Annotated in this window: 14 protein-coding genes; 6 read left to right on the top strand and 8 right to left on the bottom strand. The window is 64.5% G+C overall.

Annotated elements, in window-relative coordinates; translation table 11 throughout:
* Nucleotides 1-64 precede the first annotated feature (64 nt).
* The 3 genes from ABDJ38_RS14825 to ABDJ38_RS14815 are packed head-to-tail and all read left to right on the top strand — an operon-like array spanning nucleotide 65 to nucleotide 2,005.
* A complete protein-coding gene (locus tag ABDJ38_RS14825; protein ID WP_346785902.1) occupies nucleotides 65-202 on the top strand; it encodes a NepR family anti-sigma factor in 138 nt (45 codons plus the stop codon).
* Complete coding sequence (locus ABDJ38_RS14820; RefSeq protein ID WP_346785901.1) at nucleotides 199-831, top strand: sigma-70 family RNA polymerase sigma factor; 633 nt, start codon at nucleotides 199-201, stop codon at nucleotides 829-831. The genes ABDJ38_RS14825 and ABDJ38_RS14820 overlap by 4 nt, the downstream gene beginning before the upstream one ends.
* The gene (locus ABDJ38_RS14815; RefSeq protein ID WP_346785900.1) at nucleotides 749-2,005 is read left to right on the top strand and encodes an AI-2E family transporter; all 1,257 of its coding nucleotides are present in this window, start codon (nucleotides 749-751) and stop codon (nucleotides 2,003-2,005) included. The genes ABDJ38_RS14820 and ABDJ38_RS14815 overlap by 83 nt, the downstream gene beginning before the upstream one ends.
* A gap of 71 nt (nucleotides 2,006-2,076) precedes the next feature.
* Here ABDJ38_RS14815 and ABDJ38_RS14810 read toward each other — a convergent pair whose 3' ends face one another.
* Nucleotides 2,077-2,688, bottom strand: coding sequence for a superoxide dismutase (locus ABDJ38_RS14810; protein ID WP_346785899.1), 612 nt, complete (start codon nucleotides 2,686-2,688; stop codon nucleotides 2,077-2,079).
* Nucleotides 2,689-2,850: 162 nt separating this feature from the next.
* On the opposite strand from ABDJ38_RS14810, the gene glmM reads away from it, so the two are divergent.
* Complete coding sequence (glmM, locus tag ABDJ38_RS14805) at nucleotides 2,851-4,188, top strand: phosphoglucosamine mutase (RefSeq protein WP_346785898.1); 1,338 nt, start codon at nucleotides 2,851-2,853, stop codon at nucleotides 4,186-4,188.
* A complete protein-coding gene (thiD, locus tag ABDJ38_RS14800; protein ID WP_346785897.1) occupies nucleotides 4,185-4,943 on the top strand; it encodes a bifunctional hydroxymethylpyrimidine kinase/phosphomethylpyrimidine kinase in 759 nt (252 codons plus the stop codon). The genes glmM and thiD overlap by 4 nt, the downstream gene beginning before the upstream one ends.
* Before the next feature lie 53 nt (nucleotides 4,944-4,996).
* Here thiD and ABDJ38_RS14795 read toward each other — a convergent pair whose 3' ends face one another.
* Nucleotides 4,997-5,875 (bottom strand): LOG family protein, encoded by an 879-nt coding sequence (locus ABDJ38_RS14795; RefSeq protein ID WP_346785896.1) that lies wholly within the window; start codon nucleotides 5,873-5,875, stop codon nucleotides 4,997-4,999.
* A 175-nt stretch (nucleotides 5,876-6,050) separates the two neighbouring features.
* On the opposite strand from ABDJ38_RS14795, the gene ABDJ38_RS14790 reads away from it, so the two are divergent.
* Nucleotides 6,051-8,270: an O-linked N-acetylglucosamine transferase, SPINDLY family protein gene (locus tag ABDJ38_RS14790; protein ID WP_346785895.1), complete on the top strand. Its 2,220-nt coding sequence runs from the start codon at nucleotides 6,051-6,053 to the stop codon at nucleotides 8,268-8,270.
* Nucleotides 8,271-8,284: 14 nt separating this feature from the next.
* Here the strand turns inward: ABDJ38_RS14790 and ABDJ38_RS14785 are convergent, their stop codons facing one another.
* The 6 genes from ABDJ38_RS14785 to ABDJ38_RS14760 form a co-directional block, all read right to left on the bottom strand.
* Nucleotides 8,285-8,602, bottom strand: a complete 318-nt coding sequence (locus ABDJ38_RS14785; protein WP_346785894.1) for a 2Fe-2S iron-sulfur cluster-binding protein — start codon at nucleotides 8,600-8,602, stop codon at nucleotides 8,285-8,287.
* 74 nt (nucleotides 8,603-8,676) lie between these two features.
* Nucleotides 8,677-9,369 carry a hypothetical protein gene (locus tag ABDJ38_RS14780; protein WP_346785893.1) on the bottom strand — a complete coding sequence of 231 codons (693 nt, stop codon included), beginning with the start codon at nucleotides 9,367-9,369 and terminating at the stop codon, nucleotides 8,677-8,679.
* Nucleotides 9,370-9,502: 133 nt separating this feature from the next.
* Complete coding sequence (locus tag ABDJ38_RS14775; RefSeq protein ID WP_346785892.1) at nucleotides 9,503-10,495, bottom strand: sterol desaturase family protein; 993 nt, start codon at nucleotides 10,493-10,495, stop codon at nucleotides 9,503-9,505.
* Nucleotides 10,496-10,665: 170 nt separating this feature from the next.
* Nucleotides 10,666-12,432 (bottom strand): allophanate hydrolase, encoded by a 1,767-nt coding sequence (atzF, locus tag ABDJ38_RS14770; RefSeq protein ID WP_346785891.1) that lies wholly within the window; start codon nucleotides 12,430-12,432, stop codon nucleotides 10,666-10,668.
* On the bottom strand, nucleotides 12,429-16,031 hold the full coding sequence (gene uca / locus ABDJ38_RS14765) for an urea carboxylase (RefSeq protein ID WP_346785890.1): 3,603 nt from the start codon (nucleotides 16,029-16,031) through the stop codon (nucleotides 12,429-12,431). Before uca ends, atzF begins: the two co-directional genes overlap by 4 nt.
* Nucleotides 16,028-16,663: an urea amidolyase associated protein UAAP2 gene (locus ABDJ38_RS14760; protein WP_346785889.1), complete on the bottom strand. Its 636-nt coding sequence runs from the start codon at nucleotides 16,661-16,663 to the stop codon at nucleotides 16,028-16,030. The genes uca and ABDJ38_RS14760 overlap by 4 nt, the downstream gene beginning before the upstream one ends.
* Nucleotides 16,664-16,681: the final 18 nt, after the last annotated feature.

The raw sequence follows: 16,681 nt of genomic DNA, 5'->3' as shown, positions 1-16,681 counted from the left end.
GATAGACAAATGGAAAAAGTGCGGACCAGCGATGACGAAAGGCCGACCCGGCAAGGATAAGACCATGGACGAACCCGAATGGGCCAACGGCCTCAAACAGCTCTATAATTCGGTCGTGGACGAACCCCTGCCCGATACCTTTCACGACCTTCTGTCCAAGCTTGATAGCGGCGCTGAAGGAGAAAGCAGCACGCGCAAATGAGTGGCTCGGCGAAGGAAGACTCCCGGCCCAAGCGCAGCGCAGCCGAACGGAGCGATTTCAAACGCGAACTGACCGAAGTCATCCCGCACCTGCGTGCCTTTGCGCGCGGCCTGTGCGGCAGACCCGACATGGCCGACGACCTTGTGCAGGAAGCGCTAATGAAAGCCTGGGCCGCGCAAGAACGGTTCGAACCGGGCACCTCGATGCGCGCCTGGACCTTCGTGATTCTGCGCAATGCCTATTTGACCGACATGAGGCGAAATCGATTCCGCGGTGAGTATGACGAAGGCGTTGCCGAACGCACGCTGACCGAGCCCGCAAGTCAGGAGGAGCCAATGCATCTTTCCGACATGCACCGGGCACTACTCACGCTGCCTGCCGAACGGCGCGAGGCCCTGTTGCTGGTTGGCGCAGGGGGCTTTTCCTATGAAGAAGCTGCAGAAATTTGCGGCTGCGCGGTAGGTACGATCAAGAGTCGTGTGGGCCGCGCCCGGTCCGCACTTTCGGCCATGCTCGAAAGTGGCGACATCCCCGACCGCTCGAGCGATGACCCGGCTGCGCACCGCGCCATTCTCGACGAGCTGGGGAAGGTTGCAGCTGGGCTGGGCGTGGCAGAACCGACCCGATGACGAGCGCCGGGTGAGCATCGATCCCACGGGCAAAGCCAGCGAGCCCGACTCAGAATCACAACCTGGCCAGCAACTAAGCTTCGCGGCGCAGGAGTTGCGCCTGATTTCGGCGCTGGTGTTCCTGATGGCCCTGGGGCTGTTTTTCGCCCTGCCCTTTGTTCTGTCGATCGGTTCGGTGGTGTTCCTGCCGCTGGTATCGGCGGTGATCCTGACGATCATCCTTTCTCCCCTGGCCGACAAGCTGTCGAGCTGGGGGGTGCCCAATTTCCTCGCTTCGCTGCTTGCTCTGCTGGCTTTTCTCGGCGTGCTTGCGCTCGCGCTTACAGTGGTGCTGCAACCGGCGGTATCGCTGTTCGACGATGTGCCCGCGATGGTCGCGCAGGTGCAGAAGCACTTTGCCGAACTTCGCATGGCCTTCAGCTGGATAACCGACCTCAATCAGCAACTCGGCGGTTTTGAAGAGGGCGAGGAAGTCCGCGAGGTCGTGCTGGCGACGCCGAGCTTCCTAGAACAGCTGGCCTTTGCCACGCCCACCGTGCTGCTCGAAGTCTTGCTCACCTTCATGATGGCCTTCTTCATGATCGAAGCGCGCATCCGCCTGCGCCGCCGCTTGCTGCTCGACCGCCAGCAAGTGGGAGCCAGCCTCAAGGCCGCGCGCGCCATGCGCGAGGTGCAGGACCGGGTGGCAGCCTATATCCTCACCGTTGGCCTTATCAACACCGGCGTTGGCATCGTGGTGACGCTGGGGGCCTGGATGATCGGGCTCGAAGCTCCCTTGATGTGGGGCGGCCTTGCCGCACTGCTCAATTTCGTGCCCTACGTCGGCCCGCTGGCGATGGTGGGCCTGTTGTCGCTGTTCGGGATCGGCTCGGCGGACCACTTGTTGGTCGGCCTCATTCCTGCCGCCGCCTATCTTGGCCTGCATACTATCGAGGCTAACATCGTCACGCCCGCCGTGCTGGGCGCGCGCTTCACGATGAACCCGGTGCTGATTCTGCTGGCGCTGACCTATTTCGGGTGGATCTGGGGCGTTGCCGGCGCGCTGCTTTCGGTGCCGATCCTGCTGACGCTGACGGCGCTGGTAGATCACCTAGGGCGGCCCAACTTCATCGGCTTCCTGTTCGGCGAACCTCTGTTTGCCGCCAACGTGCTCGATCTGCAAAACGAAGACTGACCCCGATACGAGAAGACCCGCCCCGGCCTGATGCCGGAGCGGGTCTTCTCGAATTAAGCGGATCAGTCGGATCAGGCCGGGTAGGCCCAGGCCGAACCGCGCGCCAAGTTGTCGGCGGCGAAATCCCAGTTGAGGTGACCGTCAACCACAGCCGAGAGATAGCTCGGACGGGCATTCTGGTGGTCAAGGTAGTAAGCGTGCTCCCACACGTCGATGGTCAGCAGCGGGTTGAAGCCACTGTCGGCCAGCGTGTCGCCATCGTGGGTCTCTTCGATCGAGAGCTTGCCGCCCTTCTCGGCCAGCCACACCCAACCACTGGCGAAGTGGCCGGCACCGCGATCCTTGAGCTTGGTCTTCAGCTCGTCGAGCGAGCCGAAAGCTTCGTCGATCTTGCTGGCCAGATCGCCCGAGGGGCCGCTGGTCGAGGGGGCGAGCGAGTGCCAGTAGAACCCGTGGTTCCAGCTCTGCGCCGCATTGTTGAACAGACCCTGATTCGATCCGCGCGCTGCCACGATCACGTCTTCAAGCGGCTTTCCGTCAAGCTCGCCACCTTCGACCGCAGCGTTGGTCTTGTCGATATAGGCCTTGTGATGCTTGCCGTGGTGATAGCCCAGCGTCTCGGCGCTGATCGCCGGGGCGAGCGCTTCGCTGTCGTAGGGCAGGTCAATAAGGGTGAATGCCATGGTATGGTCCTTCCTGTCTCTTGGGTCGTAACTGATTTCCCAACGCGTGAACCGCCGCCGGGTTGCATGAGCAAGACAAGGAACCATCTCGGGCGTGACAAGCCCGATTTCAAGCGGCAAAGCAGGACAACAACGCGCATTTCGGCAAGTTCAGGGAATTCAATGGGACGCACCTACTTCGGGACCGACGGCATTCGCGGCCGCGCCAACGGAAAGAAGCTAACCGCATCGCTGGCGATGAAGGTCGGCATGGCGGCCGGGCAGCACTTCCTGCGCGGCGATCACAGGCACAGGGTGGTGATCGGCAAGGACACGCGCCTGTCGGGCTACATGATGGAAAACGCTCTGGTGGCCGGCTTTACCAGCGTGGGCATGGACGTGATCATGACCGGCCCCCTGCCGACCCCTGCCGTGGCCCTGCTCGCGCGCGAGATGCGCGCCGACCTCGGCGTGATGATCTCGGCCAGCCACAATCCGTTCGGTGACAATGGCATCAAGCTGTTCGGCCCCGACGGGTTCAAGCTGTCGGACGAAGACGAAGCGCAGATCGAGAAGCTTCTCGGCGAGGACCAGACCCTGGCAGAGGGCGCCGACATCGGCCGGGCGCGCCGGATCGAGGATGCGCGCGGGCGCTATATCCATGCGGTGAAGCAGTCGCTGCCGAACGATGTGCGGCTCGACGGGCTGAAGATCGTGGTCGATTGCGCGCATGGCGCGGCCTATCAGGTCGCTCCCACCGCGATCTGGGAGCTGGGCGCGAAGGTGATCGCGATGGGCGTTGCGCCCAATGGCCTCAACATCAACGACGGTGTCGGCTCGACCTCGCTCGACGCGGTGAAGGCCAAGGTGGTGGAGGAAGGCGCCGACCTCGGTATTGCGCTCGATGGCGATGCCGACCGGTTGATCGTGATCGACGAAAAGGGCGAGGCGGTCGATGGCGACCAGATCATGGCGCTGATCGGATCGCGCCTTGCCGAACAGGGCCAGCTCAAGGGCGGCGGCGTGGTCGCCACGGTGATGAGCAACCTCGGGCTCGAACGCTTCCTCGATGCGCGCGGGCTCTCGCTGGTGCGCGCGAAGGTGGGCGACCGCTACGTGCTCGAGGCAATGAAGGCGGGCGGCTACAATGTCGGCGGCGAACAGTCGGGCCACATGATCCTGCTCGATCACGCCACCACCGGCGATGGCACCGTGGCCGCGCTACAAGTGCTGGCGGCACTGGTGCAGAGCGGCAAGCCCGCCAGCGAATTGCTCCACCTGTTCGATCCGGTGCCGCAGCTTTTGAAGAACGTGCGTTATGACGGCGGCGATCCGCTTGCCGCCGACAGTGTGCAGGCGGTGATTGCGCAAGCCGAAGGCGAACTGGCCGGCAAGGGCCGTCTCGTGATCCGTAAGTCGGGCACAGAGCCACTGGTGCGCGTGATGGCCGAGGGCGACGATGCGGGCCAGGTCGAAGCGGTGGTAGACCGCATCTGCGACGCGGTGCAGGCGGCAGCGTGAGCGAACGCCCGCCCCGCGTGCTGGTGATCGCCGGATCGGACAGTTCCGGCGGCGCGGGGATTCAGGCCGACATCAAGACCATCACCATGCTCGGCGGCTATGCGATGACCGCGATCACCGCCGTCACCGCCCAGAACACCCGCGGCGTGCGCGGGGTCGAAGCGCTGTCGCCCGATTTCGTAGCTGCGCAGATCGATGCTTGCATGGAAGACATCGGCGTGGAAGCGGTGAAGATCGGCATGCTCGGCAGTGCCGACATCGCCGAAGTCGTGGCCGACCGGCTGGAAGACCTGCCCTGCCCGATCGTGTTCGATCCGGTGATGGTGGCCACCAGCGGCTCGGTGCTGGCCGACGAGGCGACCATCGCGGTGTTTTCCTGGCTGATGGAGCTGGCGACGCTGACGACGCCCAACGTGCCCGAACTCGAAGCACTTGGCGGAGCAGCAGCGCTGACAGACAAGGGCATGAGCTTTCTTGCCAAGGGCGGCGATGCCGATGGTCCGATGGTGGAAGACCGGCTCGTGCGCCCGGGCCAGCCCGACAAGGTTTGGAGCGAGGCGCGCATCGTCACCCGCCACACGCACGGCACCGGCTGCACCTTATCTAGCGCTATCGCCACCCAGCTTGCGCGTGGGGCTCCGCTGGAGGAGGCGATAGACAAGGCGCGCCAGTTCGTGCGCGAGGCGCTCCACGCTGCGCCCGGCTATGGCGGCGGCGCGGGCCCGATGGGGCATCAGGCGGTGCGGATGGGCTGACAGCAGCCCCAAGACCCAATCCGCTCAGGACGAGCGGGATGCGAGATAGTCCCCTACCCCTCCAGCTCGTAAAACTGCGCGATGTGCTTCCAGGCCTGCTCGGCCGTCTCGACCCGCTGAAACAGGTCGAGATCGGCGGCGTTGATCGTGCCTTCCTCGACCAGCGCCTCGAAGTTGATCACCCGGTCCCAGAAATTCTTGCCGAACAGGAGCACCGGGATCGGCCTCATCTTGCCCGTCTGGATCAGGGTCAGCAGCTCGAACAGCTCGTCGCAGGTGCCGAAGCCGCCGGGGAACACCGCCACGGCCCGCGCGCGGATCAGGAAGTGCATCTTGCGAAGCGCGAAATAGTGGAAGTTGAGCGAAAGATAGGGCGTCACATAGGCATTGGGCGCCTGCTCGTGCGGAAGCACGATGTTGAGCCCGACGCTCTCCGCGCCGGCCTCGCTCGCACCGCGATTGGCCGCTTCCATGATCGAGGGGCCGCCGCCCGAGCAAATCACGAACTGGCGCAGGCCGTCCTCGATGATGCTCTTCTCGCTCACCAGCTTTGCCAGCTTGTGCGCCTCGACATAGTAGCGCGACTTTTCCGCCAGCTTTTCGGCGATCTTTTTCTCTTCGGGCGTCTGCGCGCGCGCCATCACATCGTCGATCTGCTCGGGCGCAGGGATACGGGCCGAGCCATACATCACCAGCGTCGAGCCGACCCGCGCCTCTTCCAGCACCATCTCGGGCTTGAGCAGTTCGAGCTGGAAACGCACCGGACGCAGCTCCTCGCGCAGCAGGAACTCGGTATCGCGGAAGGCCAGCTTGTAGCTGGGGTGGCGCGTTTGCGGCGTATCATCGGGCGCACTGTCGGCAAACCCGGCCTCGGCATCGGCATGATAGAACTTGTGGTCGACCAAATCGCGGTCGCGCGGCTTCTCGCTCACAGGCGGTCCTCTTCTCGCTTCTAGCGACCTCCGCCTAGAGGTTCGCCGGGCAAGACGGAAGAGGAGATGGCGACGAAGATGGCCATAAGGAAATTCCCTTAGTCCACCCTTCCCGCTCCTCAACCATGATTGGCTAGCGCCATTGCGTGACATACTGCGGAAGGACCAGGCGCGCATGGCAGGACTAGAAAGCACGCTGATCAAGGCGAACGGCGCATTGAAGCGTGGCGACGCCGACACGGCGCGTGCCCTCTACGAAGAGGCGCTGGCGCGCTATCCGCGCAACAAGCGGCTGCGCCTCGCGCTCGACCAGCTCGACACCGGCAACGATGCGCAGGTCGCGCTCGACAAGATGGTTGCTGCCTACAAGGCCGGTGAGATGGCCGATGCAGCACGCATCGGCGAGGCGCTGTGCCGCACCCATCCGGGCAAACATGCGATTCACAACCTGCGCGGCGCAGCACTGCTGCAGCTGGGCGACCTCGCAGCCGCCCGCGACGCGTTCCAGTGCGCCCGCGACCTCGCCCCCGGTGACGCAGCCTGCACCAACAACCTCGGCATCACGCTCTCGCGCATGGGCGAGAAAGAGGCCGCCGAGCAGCTCTATCGCGAGGCCATCGCGATCGACCCGGCCTATATCGACGCGCGCTACAACCTGGCCCACGTGCTGCAGGAACGCGGTCACGACGGAGAGGCCGAAGCGGCTTACAATGAATGCCTCGCAATGGCGCCCGATCACGCCGATGCGCACTACAATTTCGGCAACCTGCTTGCCGCGCAGAAGCGCCACAAGGAAGCGCTCGCCCAGTTCCTCGAAGCCGCCCGCGTCCGCCCCGACCACGCCGACACGCACAACAACATGGGCGCAGAGCTACAGGCGCTGCACCAGCCCGAGGAAGCTGTCGCCGCTTACGACCGCGCGCTGGCATTGCAACCGGACGACACGAAGGTGCTGCTCAACCGGGGCAAGGCGCAGGTGTCCACCGGCGCGCTACCCGATGCCATCACGAGCTTCCGCACGGTGCTGCGGCAAGAACCGCTGAACGCCGAGGCCCACCTTCATGCGCTGTTCCAGGAAGCGCACATCTGCGACTGGCACGCCCGCGGCGAATTCGACCAGCTGCCGCCGTCCCAGCTCGGCTCGCTGCAACCCTTCGCCGCCTTTCCCTTCGCTGACGATCCCGCGCGACAGCTCGCCCATGCCAAGGCTCATGCGGCCAAGGTGTTCCCGCTGGTGGCGCCAACGCCTCCTGCCCCGGCCCCTTCGAGCGACGGTCGTATCCGCATCGGCTATTTCTCGGCCGACTTCCACGATCACGCTACCATGTACCTGATGGCGGGCCTGCTGCGCGAGCACGACCGGAGCCGCTTCGCCCTCCATGCCTACAGCTACGGCCCGGCGCGCGAAGGCGATGCCATGCGCGCTCATGCCCGCACCCATTGCGACAGCTTCACCGAGATCGCCCACCTTTCCGACGCGCAGGTGGCCGAGAAAGCCCGCGCCGATGGGCTCGACATCGCGGTCGACCTCAAGGGTTATACCCGCTTCACCCGCTCAGGGATGTTTGGCCACCGGCTCGCCCCGGTGCAGGTCAACTATCTGGGCTACCCCGGATCGCTCGGCCATCCGGCGATGGACTATCTGATCGCCGATCCCGTCACCACGCCCGCGGGCTACGAACAGTATTTCACCGAGAAGCTGGTGCGCCTGCCGAACTGTTATCAGCCCAACGACGACCAGCGCGCAATCATCGCCGACAGCCGAACCCGCGCTGACCACGGCCTGCCCGAGCAAGGCTTCGTGTTCTGCTCGTTCAACCACACGTACAAGATCGGGCCGCAAGAGTTCGATATCTGGATGCGTCTCCTGAAGGAGGTCGAGGGATCGGTCTTGTGGCTGCTGCGCTCGAACGAGTGGGCCGAGGCCAACCTCGCCCGCGAGGCGGCAGAGCGCGGGGTCGATCCCACCCGCATCGTCTTCGCGCCCGACTTGCCGCACAACGAGCACCTCGGCCGCATGGTCCACGCTGACCTGTTTCTCGACAGCTTCGCAGTCAATGCCCACACCAGCGCCTCCGACGCGCTATGGGCGGGCCTGCCGCTGCTGACGATGGCCGGGCGGCAGTTCCTCTCGCGGGTTGCGGCAAGCCTGGTCAGTGCTGCGGGTGTGCCCGAGCTGGCTACCAGCAATGCCGCTGAGTACGAGGCCAAGGCGCTCGAACTGGCGACAAATGCCGAGGCTATGGCGCAAGTCCGCCAGCAGCTCGCAGCAGGCCGCACAGAGGCTCCGCTGTTCCGTTCGGCGCCCTATGCCCGCCAACTCGAGGCGGCCTTTGCCGCGATGCACAAACGCCAAGTGGCCGGGATCGCTCCCGACCACATGACGATCGACTGACTTGGCTGACCGGATTAGTCGGCCGGCGCTATCTTTACGCTCGCAAGGTCGAACGAAGACGTTAGCGCCACCTGGCACGCAAGACGCGAGCCCGCCTCGCGGTGATCGGAACCGTCAAGCAGGCCGTCCTCGTCATCTGACACCGGTGAGAGCATCGGCAGAACCGCATCGTCGAGGATCACGTGGCAGGTGGCGCATGAACAATGGCCACCGCACAGCGCGAACCCATCGGTCAGGCCATAATCGCGGATCGCTTCCATCAGCGTGCCATCGGGCGTGGTCTTGATGGCGTGGGGTTTCCCTTCGCGATCGGTAACGGAAAGCGTAATCATTTCTCACAGTGCTCCTGCTGGCGCGGATCGCGCCGGGGTTGGTTGGATAGGAAAAGCGATATGTTGGAGCGGGCTCAGCTTGCCCGGCCGGCCTGCGCTGCCTCCGGCGCCACAGCCTTCATCTCGGCCAGCTCCAGATTGACAGCCCGCTTGAGGGTCCGCCTGAACAGGTAGGGTTCAAGGAAACGACCAAGAACATAGAGCGCAAGGAACAGGCCCGCGAGAGCGTAGGAAGGGGTCGTGGGGAGCTTCTCTTTCTTCTGCTCGCCCTCTTCCTCCATGCGTTGTTGCTTCTGCTCCAGCGTCTCGGGTGCCGGCGCGCCCAGCGCCTCGTCGATCCAGTGATGCGGCGCTGGCTCTCCTTCTTCTTCGTCCTCGACAGCTTCGCCCGTCGCTTCGCCCTTGGCCAACTCGGCCTTGCGATCTTCCCACTGGTTGATGGCGACAGCCACCTGGGCGAACCCCAGAAAAAACAGCGGAGCCAGCAGGACGAGCGCCAGTGCATTGCTCTTCACATCGTAAAGGAGCCTGGTCAGTCCGCCCTGCTGCTCAACAGTGAAGGTGCCCCTGGAGAAGGTCGCCAGCCGGTCCTGCGCCGCGGGATTGCCTTTGACGTAGGTCAGTGTGCTGTCGCCGATGTCGCACTCGGTGGTTTCCTTGTCGACCAGTGGCTGAAGCCGCGCGAAGGTCTCTTCGGTCGTCAGCGGCGGCTCGATGGCGATCTCGCCACGGATGCGCCAGATCCAGTCGATGAAAGGCAGGTTCACTGTGGCAATCTCCGGCGTTTGGAGAGCAAGCAGCCGCACCCCGGCCCGCCCCCCGAGGGAGCAAGGTGAACGGTCTGTTGCTTGCGATCAGGTGGGTGCCCCCGGCCCGCGGATCGAGCCGGGGGAGGGGTAGCTATTCAGCCGGAATCGCGCTCGGCTTGTGGAACTTCGACCGGAACCATTGCTTGCTGGTCTTGTATCCCTCGCTGAAGGGATAGTGCATGGCTTCCTTGACCGTCATTCGGCGGCCGCCTTCCATGCCCAGCTGCTCGGCTTCGCCATCGATGCAGGTGCCGAAGATGCGATCGAAGATGATCCAGGTCGCGCCGTAGTTGCTGCGGCTGGCCTCGTAATCCTGCGAGTGGTGGACGCTGTGGTGCTCGGTGGTGTTGAAGAAGAACCTCCACCAACGCGGCGTGTTGAAGCGCACGTTGATGTGCTGATAGGTGCCAATGGCAAGGCCAAAGGTGCCCGCCAGCAACGCCGCGCGCGGCAGGAAATCGAAGAAGCCGCCGATACCAAGGCCGATCAGGAAGAGTTCCACCGGGTTACCGACCGCGCCCTTGTTGATGTTGAGCTGCGTGATGTAGTGATGCGGCGCGTGGGTCAGCCACAGCGGATACCAGTTGTGCATTCCGCGGTGCATCCAATACTGGCCGAAATCGAACAGCAGTGAGATCGCCAGCGCCTGGATCAACAGCGGCATGCCCGCAAACCAATCCAGCTTGCTCCAGTCGGCCGCGCCCTGCACCGCCTCGATGATGACGTCATCGCCCAGATAGGCGCCCATCATGCGCACGATGGTGTAGCCCATACCGACATAGAACAGGTCGGTAACGGCCTCTTTCCAGGTCAACATCCAACTGCGGTGACGTGGCGCCATCAATTCAAGAGCAATCAGAAACGCCCGGAAGCAGAGGCTGATGATGATTGCCGTCTGCGCGGTCGCGATCGAGTTTGGCGCGTAATACCAGAAAGCCAGCAGCGCGATGAGACTCGCAGGCTGAAAGTATGTGAAGAAAGCAACCTTTAGCGGTCCCCCTTCAACCTTCGGTATATTCTCCCAACCCACCGTCACCGGTGCGTCAGCGCCAATAATCCTGTTTCCTACTCGAACCCCGGCCATGCCTATTCTCCATTGGCCGGGCCTTTGCGGCCCGGGCGATTGCAGAATCTCTCCCGGCGAACATTATGCTCTAATGGCTTGGGGGAGAGGCTATAGGTATTAAAGATCAGGTCAAGAGTAATAACGAAAGAAAATTGACTTTCTGTGAGTCAAGCCCGCACGGTGACGGCTCAATCGCGCGCGATATAAGCACGCCAGCCTCCCAGAGAGGTGATATCCTCCGCTCCATCGGTGGCGCGGGGTTCCGCGACGAATCCCTTCACGCTGGTGCCGTCCGCGAGGGTCACGGTGCCGATGGCGAGAGGCGCTGGCACCTCGGCGGTGAAACTGCCGAAGGCGGCGACATCCAGCTCGTAAACCTCGACCGCAATCGCCGCCCCGTCCTCGCTATAAACCAGCGCGGGCTTCGGCGGGACCGAATCGGCCATGGCATAGAGGCGATAGCTGGGCGCGGTTTCGGTCGCGCAAACGAACTGCGCCTCGCGCGAGGTGAGCTGCCAATGCAGCGGCATGTCCTTGAGGTGCGCGCCCACGACGGCCAGTTTCACGGTTTCCATCTTTCCCTCCATGTCGAGCGGAGGCGGAGCAGGCAGCTCCGCTCCGGCGAGATAGGTTTTTCCTGCTTCGACCAGCGCCAGGTCGCTGCCAGCCGGGCCGATCAGCGTGATGCCGAAGCCGGTGCCGTTAGCGCGCTGGCCAGCAGGCAGCGCGAGCGCCGCCATGTCGAGCAGGTTCACGAAATTGGTGTAGGCCCCGAGGTTCGAGTTGAGCGCCACCGGCGCGGCGGCCAGTTCGCTCACCCGATAGGTGGTGCCGGTGGTGGGAAAGGCGAGCATCCCCACGTCCTGCCACATTTCCTCGGCCTGCCGTTGCAGAGCGGCGAGGCGGTACATGCCGTTGAACAGCGCGACTGCCGAAATATCTTCACCCGGCGCGACCACGGCGCGCACGGTGGGGTCGATAGCTTCGGGGTTGCTCTTGAGCAGGCCCTCGATGGCGGCGGTGCGTTCGGCCACCCATGGGCCGGAATAGAGCAAGGCGGCGGCTTCGGAGAGGAAGGCGGTGTCGATCTCGACGACCTCGCCCAACCCTGCGAGCTGCTCCAGCGCCTTGTCGTAGAGATACTCCGAGCGAGCATCGCCGAAGAACTGGCGCTGGTGGCGCAAGGGCACCCCGATCCGCGCCGAAGGAAGCGTCCGGTCCACCAGCGGCTTCGAATAGGCGTCGACCGGATCGAATCCGGCGATTACCTGATCGACCAGCGCCGCATCGTCGAGCCTGTCGGTAAACACCGAGATACAATCAAGTGTGCGGCAGGCTGGGAGCAACCCTTGCGTGCTCCAGCGCCCCTTGCTCGGCTTCAACCCGACGAGGTGGTTGAACGCGGCGGGCACACGGCCCGAACCGGCGGTATCGGTGCCGAGGGCAAAGGCCACCAAACCCGCCGCCACCGCCACCGCCGAACCCGAACTCGACCCGCCGCTTACGTAAGCGAGGTTCGAGGTGTTGCGCGGAATGCCATAGGGGCTGCGCGTGCCAACAAGGCCGGTTGCGAACTGGTCGAGGTTGGTCTTGCCTACGCAGATCGCACCCGCCGCCAGCAGCTTGCGAACTACAGTGGCGGAATCGTCGGGATCATAGGCAAAGGCCGGACAGCCGGCGGTCGTCATGAAGCCGAGAACGTCGATATTGTCCTTCACCGCGAAGGGCACGCCCGCCAGCGGCAGGCTCTGGCCCGCAGCTATACGCGCATCGACCGCCTGCGCCGCCGCCAGCAAGGCCGAAGGTTCGGCGCGGCTGATCCACGCTTGCGGCTGCACCTTATCGTAAACAGCTAGGCGTTCGAGCACATCGGCCATCACGTCCTGCGCGGAAGTTTCGCCCTTGTTGACAGCCGCAGCGATGGCACCCGCGCTCTGGCGTTCGAGCGCGCTCATGCCTCTGCCTCCAGCGCCAGCAGCGGCGCGCCGGGGGTGATGTTCTGCGCCTCCTCGATGTAAAGCGCGGAGATAGTGCCCGCAGCGGGGCTTTCGAGCGGGCATTCCATCTTCATCGCCTCGATCACGGCGATTGTCTGGCCCTCTTCGACCGTATCGCCCTGCTTCACCAGCAGCTTCCACACGTTGCCGCCAAACGGGGCCTCAACCACCTCGGAGCCCTCGGGCACTTCAACAGCTGGTTCCTCCAGAACGGCGCCCTCCGCGTCTTCGACCAGCTCGGATACGCGGGCGAATTCGCCGTTGCGCTCCCACTCGGCGCGTTCGGCGTCGAAAGCTGCTTGGCGGTGCTCCTGAAAGGCGGAGATGGATTCGGCATTGTCGGAAAGGAACTGGCGATAGTCGGCCAGTCGGAACTCCGACTGCTCGACTTCGATGCTGCGGCGACCGGCGGGGAAATCGCGTCGCCATTCTTCCAGCTCTTCGGCGCTCACTTCATAAAAGCGGATCTGGTCGAAGAAGCGCAGCAGCCACGGCTTGCCATCGACGAAGGCGTCGGTCTGGCGATAGGTGTTCCACACCTGAATGGTGCGCCCGAACAGCTGATAGCCGCCCGGCCCTTCCATCCCGTAGATGCACATATAGGCCCCGCCGATGCCGACTACGTTGGGCGGGGTCCATGTGCGCGCGGGGTTGTACTTGGTCGTCACCAGCCGGTGGCGTGGATCAACCGGCGTGGCGACCGGCGCGCCGAGGTACACATCGCCCAGCCCCATCACCAGATAGCTGGCGTCGAACACCACGGAGCGCACCGCGTCCTCGTCCTCCAGCCCGTTGATGCGGCGGATGAACTCGATGTTGTCGGGGCACCACGGCGCATCCTTGCGCACGGCGGCGATATATTTCTCGATGGTTTCGAGCGTCGCCGGATCGCGCCAGCTCAGCGGCAGGTGGACGATCCGGGAGGGGATGGTGAAATCGTCGAGCTCGCCCAGCTCCTCTTCCGCCGCCATCAGCGCCGCAAGCGCGGCGGCCTGATCGAGCTGCTTGCCATCGAAGTGCAGCTGCAACGAGCGGATACCGGGCACGATGTCGATCACGCCCGCAAGCCCCTTGGCCTCCAGCACCGTCATCAGCGCGTGAACGCGGATGCGCAGCTCCAGATCGAGCACGATAGGGCCGTACTCCACGAGGATATTGCGGTCGCCCTGCTGGCGATAGACAGTGCGCGGACGGTGCCCGCTAGCCTCGGTCTGCGCGAGAACCGGGGAGAGATCGGCCACGGCCTTCCCGCTTTCCGCCACATCGGGCTTGCCGAAAGCAAGCGCCTCGCGGTTGGCGGCCTCGGCGGTTTCGATGTCGACCGGAACGAAGCGTAGGCGGTTGCCCGGAGCAAGCTGGCCGATCTTCCAGCGGTCCGCCGCGATCACCACGAAGGGGCAGACGAACCCGCCCAGCGAGGGGCCGTCAGGCCCCAGGATGATCGGCATATCGCCGGTGAAGTCGACCGCGCCGATGGCATAGGGGTTGTCGTGAATGTTTGAGGGGTGAAGCCCCGCTTCCCCGCCGTCCTTGCGCGCCCATTCGGGCTTGGGGCCGACCAGCCGTACGCCGGTGCGGTTGGAGTTGTAATGCACCTTCCACTCGGCCTCGACCACGCTGGCGATGTCGCCATCGGTGAAGAAATCGGGCGCGCCGTGGGGGCCGTACATCACACGGATTTCCCAGTGCTGGCCATAGTCCTCCTGCGCGCCCACGCCCTCGGCCAGTGCCGGATCAACCGGAGCATTGCCAAGGTGCAGCGTATCGCCTGCCAGCAAACGGCGCGCGGCATGGCCGCCGAACTGGCCCAGCTCGAAGGTCGCGTGGCTATCGAGATAGGGCGCGATGTCGAGCCCGCCCGCAAACAGAATATAGCCACGCATCCCGCCGCCGCTCACGCGGCCAAGCGCCAAGGTCTGTCCCTCGGCAACGTCGAACGGCACGCCGCGCGCCACCGGCTCGCCATCGAGCTTCGCGCCGAAGTCGGCCCCGGTCAGGCATAGCGTGGCAGGGGCGTTGAACTGAAGCGTAGGACCAGTGAAGGTGACTTCGAGCCCCGCTGTGCCCTCGGGATTGCCGAGCGCCAGATTGCCCATGCGGAACGAATTATCGTCCATCGGCCCTGACGGCGGCACCCCGATCGACCACAGCCCCTCGCGGCCCGGCCAGTCCTGCACGGTGGTGGCCGTACCGCCCGAGATCACGCGGACCGAACGCGGGTGATAGCCCACGCTGTCGAGCATCCGGGTGTAGACCTGCCCGCTCTCGAACCGTTCGTCGCGCACGACATCGCGCAGCCAGCGCAGGTTGGTCTCGATGCCGTCAATCCGGCTTTCGTCGAGCGCTGATTGCATGGCCGCAATGGCGGCTTCGCGGCTCTCGGCATGGGTGATCAGCTTGGCGATCATCGGATCGTACCAGGCGCTGACCGTGCTGCCCGCCTCGCACCATGTGTCTGCCCGGATGTTCGCCGGGAATTGCAGCGCGGTGAGCGTGCCGGTGGTGGGGCGATAGTCGAGCGCCGGGTCCTCGGCATAGACGCGCACCTGCACCGCGTGGCCGTTCGGCTCGGGCGCGGGGCCTTCGAGGAAGGCATAGTCGCCCATCCCGCCGCGCAGCATCCATTCGACGAGGTCGATCCCCATCACCTCTTCGGTGACGCCGTGTTCGACCTGGAGCCGGGTGTTCATTTCGAGGAAGTAAAATTCCTCACGCTCGGCATCGTAAAGGAACTCCACCGTTCCCGCCGAGCGATAATTGGCCGCCTCGGCCAGCCGCGCCGCCGCGGCAAGCAGGTTCTGCCGCACTGATTGCGGCAGGAGCGGCGCAGGCGCTTCCTCGACCACCTTCTGGTTGCGCCGTTGCAGCGAGCAATCACGCTCGCCCAGCGCCATGACCCGGCCTTCGCCATCGCCAAAGATCTGCACCTCGATGTGGCGCGCCTTCGCGATGTAGCGTTCGAGGAACACCCCCGCATCGCCAAAGCTGGCCCCGCCCTGCCGCGCGACCCCGGCAAAACCCTCGCGGACCTCAGCCTCGCTCTCACAGATGCGCATACCGATGCCGCCGCCGCCCGCAGTCGCCTTGAGGATGACCGGATAGCCGATGGCATTGGCCGCCGCTGCCGCCTCGTCCTCGTCGGTGAGGAGGTTGGTGCCGGGGGCCAGCGGGATCGCGTGCTCCTCAGCCAGCGCGCGGGCGCTGTGCTTCAGCCCGAACACGCGGATATGCTCGGGGCGCGGGCCGACGAAGGCGATTCCTGCCGCCTCGCAGGCCTCGGCGAACTCGGCATTCTCGGCGAGGAACCCGTACCCCGGATGGATCATCGTCGCGCCGGTTTCCTTCGCGGCAGCGATGATCGCGGGCACGTTGAGATAGCTCTCCGCCGCCGGGGCCGGGCCGATGCACACGGCGGCATCGGCCTGCGCTACGTGAAGCGATTCCGCGTCGGCCTCGGAATAGACCGCGACCGAGCGCAGCCCCATCTGGCGGACAGTGCGGATAATGCGGGTGGCGATCGCTCCACGGTTGGCGATCAGAACCGTGCCCTTGCTCATACCGAAACGATCATCCGTACCGGGGTGGGGTTGAAGGCGTTGCACGGGTTGTTGATTTGCGGGCAATTCGAAACGACCACGATAATATCCATCTCTGCGCGCAGATCGACCGTGAGGCCGGGCGCGGAAATCCCGTCGACAATGCCAAGCGAGCCATCGGCTTCGACCGGCACGTTCATGAAGAAGTTGATGTTGGGCACCATATCGCGCTTGCCCCGCCCTTCGGTGAGGTTCGCTTCGAGGAAATTGTCGACACAGGCGTGCTGCGCCTTGGTGTGGTGGCCATAGCGCAGCGTGTTCGACTCGCAGGAACACGCCCCGCCGATGGTGTCGTGATAGTCGACCGAGGTGCCGGTGATCGTCGCCATCGGCCGCCCCTCGTTCGAGCGCAGCACGCTGCCCTTGCGCAAGAACAGGTTACCCTGCGCCGAAACGGTATCCTGCGCGCTGTAGCGCTCGACATCGTCGGCAGCGGAATAGAGCAGGAAATCTACCGCCTGATTGCCTTCGACATCGACAATGCGGAGCGTCTGCCCCTTGGCCACGTGGTGAAGCCAGGGCGCACGGGCGGGCACCAGCTCGTCGTGGATTATGGTGCCGGAAAGGCCTTCAGTTCCCGGGTCAACAGTCATCTTTGGGCAAACCTTCCG

It is taken from the genome of Aurantiacibacter flavus, from assembly GCF_039710615.1.
Lineage (GTDB): Bacteria > Pseudomonadota > Alphaproteobacteria > Sphingomonadales > Sphingomonadaceae > Alteraurantiacibacter > Alteraurantiacibacter flavus.
Note: the sequence above shows the minus strand (reverse complement) of the source record. Positions and strands in the feature narration are given on the sequence as shown.

Bases quoted from the DNA above. Each gene is read 5' to 3' on its own strand.
- atzF (WP_346785891.1), bottom strand. From the start codon at position 12,432: ATGAGCGCGCTCGAACGCCAGAGCGCGGGTGCCATCGCTGCGGCTGTC.
- ABDJ38_RS14815 (WP_346785900.1), top strand. From the start codon at position 749: ATGACCCGGCTGCGCACCGCGCCATTCTCGACGAGCTGGGGAAGGTTG.
- ABDJ38_RS14785 (WP_346785894.1), bottom strand. From the start codon at position 8,602: ATGATTACGCTTTCCGTTACCGATCGCGAAGGGAAACCCCACGCCATC.
- ABDJ38_RS14825 (WP_346785902.1), top strand. From the start codon at position 65: ATGGACGAACCCGAATGGGCCAACGGCCTCAAACAGCTCTATAATTCG.
- ABDJ38_RS14810 (WP_346785899.1), bottom strand. From the start codon at position 2,688: ATGGCATTCACCCTTATTGACCTGCCCTACGACAGCGAAGCGCTCGCC.
- ABDJ38_RS14775 (WP_346785892.1), bottom strand. From the start codon at position 10,495: ATGGCCGGGGTTCGAGTAGGAAACAGGATTATTGGCGCTGACGCACCG.
- ABDJ38_RS14760 (WP_346785889.1), bottom strand. From the start codon at position 16,663: ATGACTGTTGACCCGGGAACTGAAGGCCTTTCCGGCACCATAATCCAC.
- glmM (WP_346785898.1), top strand. From the start codon at position 2,851: ATGGGACGCACCTACTTCGGGACCGACGGCATTCGCGGCCGCGCCAAC.
- ABDJ38_RS14820 (WP_346785901.1), top strand. From the start codon at position 199: ATGAGTGGCTCGGCGAAGGAAGACTCCCGGCCCAAGCGCAGCGCAGCC.
- ABDJ38_RS14790 (WP_346785895.1), top strand. From the start codon at position 6,051: ATGGCAGGACTAGAAAGCACGCTGATCAAGGCGAACGGCGCATTGAAG.
- uca (WP_346785890.1), bottom strand. From the start codon at position 16,031: ATGAGCAAGGGCACGGTTCTGATCGCCAACCGTGGAGCGATCGCCACC.